Here is a 2,730-nt window from a genome sequence, read left to right as displayed (position 1 = left end):
CATTGAAGACCTCGCCTGGTGGGACTGGACGCCGGAAAAACTCGCCAGGGCGATCCCGGACATGCAGTCGTTGCCGATCGAGGCCTTCCTCGATCGTTGGGAAAACGCCGCGACCTGAACCCGTGAAGCGCGCCCCTTCCGCCATGCGGGGGTGGCCCGGCGGAAGGGGCCGGAGGTAAGCCGCCGTGAAGCGGAACGAGCAGGCTTTTCGACCTGCACCGGCACCATGGCAACAACGCATAAGGTGTTTTTTCGTCGTCATGCGCCTCTCGCGTGTATGCGATTGCAGGCGGAAAATCGGGCCGGCGGGAACCGGAGAGGCCGGCCCTTGTTTCTCTCGAAATGCCGCGCTCTTGCGTTTTGTGAGGACTGGATGATCGAAAAGCTTTTCACCAAGGTTGCCAATTGGGTGGCTCACCTAGCCGGTATGCCTTTGACTTTTGCCGTCTGCGTTCTGATCGTGGTGATCTGGGCGGCGACTGGCCCGGTCTTCGGCTTCTCGGATACCTGGCAACTGGTGATCAACACGGGGACAACCATCATCACCTTCCTGATGGTGTTCCTGATCCAGAACACGCAGAACCGCGATGGCGCCGCAATCCAGACCAAGCTCGACGAGTTGATTCGCGTCAGCGAGGCCCACAACCATTTCATCGGCATCGAGCACCTGACGGAATCGGAGGTCGAGGAGATCCGCGCCAAATGCGAAGCGGCGGCAAAACGGCACGACCGCAAGATCGCCGAAACAGCGGCCAAGCAGGCTATGACGATAAAAAACGGTTCCGGGCGCGACCGCAAGATCGCTGAGGCCGCCGCCAAGAAGACCGTGCCAGGGAAGGCAAGCTCCAAGAAGAAGGCGCCGCCTGAACGGCCCGTCAGCGGTTCATAAAGGCGGCGAAAGCGTCCTTGTGATCCGGATGCCAGCGCGACAAAGCTGGGCGGTTTTCGATGATGTCGCCGATCGCCCAGGCCATGCGCTTTTCATCCATGGGCCGAGCGACCTCGTTGTCCGGGCAAAGAATGTAGAAGTCGTCCTGCTTGAGCGATGCCAGCATGAAATCGATCACCTGCTCGCCCGTCCAGGCGCCGGCCGGCTTTTCCGTCGCGCCCTCGGTCAGGCCGGTATAGGTGAAGCCGGGGATCAGCAAATGCGCGGAAAGCTTCGCTCCAGGCTCGTTGCGCAGCGTGTGGGCCAGGCCCTCGGTGAAGGTCTTTACGCCCGCCTTGGAGACGTTGTAGGCGAGATTGCCGGGCGGCGTGGTGATGCCTTGCTTGGATCCGGTGTTGATGATCAGGCCGGGCTCGCCCGCAGCCAGCATGCGCGGCGCAAAGGCCTCGACACCATGCACGACGCCCCAGAAATTGATGTCCAGCAGCCGCTTCCAGGCATCACGGTTTTCCCACGGCTTGCCGGGATTGTTGCCGACGCCGGCATTGTTCATCAGCACCGAAACCGCACCGAACGCACCGTAGGCGAGGTCCGCGAGCCGGTCGACTTCGTCGGCCTTGGAGACGTCGGTGGGGATAGGGAGAACGGCATCGTCCCCGGCAATGACGGCGACCGCCTGCCGGGCCTGGTCGAGGCGCACGCCGCCTATGTCGGCAAGCACGGTCTTCATGCCCATGGCCGCGAAGCGCTTCGCGGCGGCCAGGCCTATGCCGCTGGCGCCGCCGGTGATGACGGCGATATTGCCGGAGGCGAAAGCGGGCAGGGCGGTCTGGATTTCGGCGTCGCTGGTCATGGTTGATGTCCTTATTCCGGGTCGAGCCGAACTTAACGCCGGTCAGGGGCGAGGCAAGCCTTGATCGCTGCAATGATCGACGGCGGTACCGCCAATGGGTTGACCGCAGCAGCTTGCCCCGCGCATGCTGCCGGAAAAGGAGTTCGGCATTGACCGATTGGATCGGAATCCTGAAGGAGCAGACCGCCACCGGCGAACAGATGGGCCGGGATGTGCCGAAGATGCTCGCCAACCCCGATATCAGCGAGGCGCAGGTCAAGACCCTGTTTTCGGCACTGGAGCAACAGGCGGACTTCGCGGAAAAGCTGCGCCTGGCGCTGGAGAAGTTCGGCCATGACTTTCCCGTCATCAAGGCCGCAGAGCGGCTGGAAGAGCGCTATGCCGACCTTGCCGCCTCGGCGGCAGAAAAACTGAAAGCGATGCGGCAGTAAGAACCCGCTATCTTTCCGCGAGACGCTCGAACCGCCTGTCCGGCGTAAACCAGGTAATCGCAACTAGTTTGCGGCGAGACTGTTCCCCGACAGGCCGGGCAGGGTAACCTGATAGACCAGGAAGGTGGTGTCGACATCGGCGCCATCCTCGGCCTTGTACGGGGCACCGACCTGGAAGCCGTCCTGGGTGAGAAAGTCGTTGTCGTTGGCGACGAACAGGAAATAGTCGTCAGGCAGCTTCGGGTCCAGCACGCTCACCAGCGACATCGCCTCCCACTTCTCCGAGAGGTTGTTCCTGTCGTTCGGCGCGCCGTTGTGCAGGCCGAAACGGCCGAGTTCGCCCTTGTCGTTGATGTCGATGAACGAGGTGAGCTTGGCCGGCGTCACCGACGGATCGAGCACGCCTTTCGGCGCAACCGGCTTGTCGGCGGCGTCGAATGGGCCGTTGGCGATATCGGTGGCCGCGGACAGGTCGACGATCTCGATCTTGCGGTAAACCGACTCGGCGTCCTTCAGCCCCTGGCCGTTGCCGCTGTCGCGTGCCAGCATCAAAAAGC

The 2,730-nt window shown here is 62.6% G+C and carries 2 protein-coding genes and 3 pseudogenes; 3 read left to right on the top strand and 2 right to left on the bottom strand.

The features are described 5' to 3' along the window. A pseudogene (locus tag EOA75_RS35415) lies at positions 1-118 on the top strand (antibiotic acetyltransferase); the annotation flags it as partial. Positions 119-373: 255 nt separating this feature from the next. After that, positions 374-766 (top strand): annotated as a pseudogene (locus tag EOA75_RS31590) (low affinity iron permease family protein); the annotation flags it as partial. A 109-nt stretch (positions 767-875) separates the two neighbouring features. Here EOA75_RS31590 and EOA75_RS31585 read toward each other — a convergent pair. Continuing rightward, entirely contained in the window at positions 876-1,742 is an 867-nt protein-coding gene (locus EOA75_RS31585) for an SDR family NAD(P)-dependent oxidoreductase (protein WP_127326041.1), read from the bottom strand. Between the two features lie 149 nt (positions 1,743-1,891). On the opposite strand from EOA75_RS31585, the gene EOA75_RS31580 reads away from it, so the two are divergent. Then, positions 1,892-2,173: a hypothetical protein gene (locus EOA75_RS31580; RefSeq protein ID WP_066990806.1), complete on the top strand. Its 282-nt coding sequence runs from the start codon at positions 1,892-1,894 to the stop codon at positions 2,171-2,173. A gap of 63 nt (positions 2,174-2,236) precedes the next feature. Here the strand turns inward: EOA75_RS31580 and EOA75_RS31575 are convergent. Continuing rightward, positions 2,237-2,730, bottom strand: a pseudogene (locus EOA75_RS31575) (hypothetical protein); the annotation flags it as partial.

The organism is Mesorhizobium sp. M1A.F.Ca.IN.022.07.1.1 (assembly GCF_003997575.1).
Taxonomy (GTDB): Bacteria; Pseudomonadota; Alphaproteobacteria; order Rhizobiales; family Rhizobiaceae; genus Mesorhizobium.
The sequence above is the reverse complement of the archived record's forward strand: the minus strand, read 5'-3'. Positions and strand labels throughout refer to the sequence as shown.

Bases quoted from the DNA above. Each gene is read 5' to 3' on its own strand.
- EOA75_RS31585 (WP_127326041.1), bottom strand. From the start codon at position 1,742: ATGACCAGCGACGCCGAAATCCAGACCGCCCTGCCCGCTTTCGCCTCC.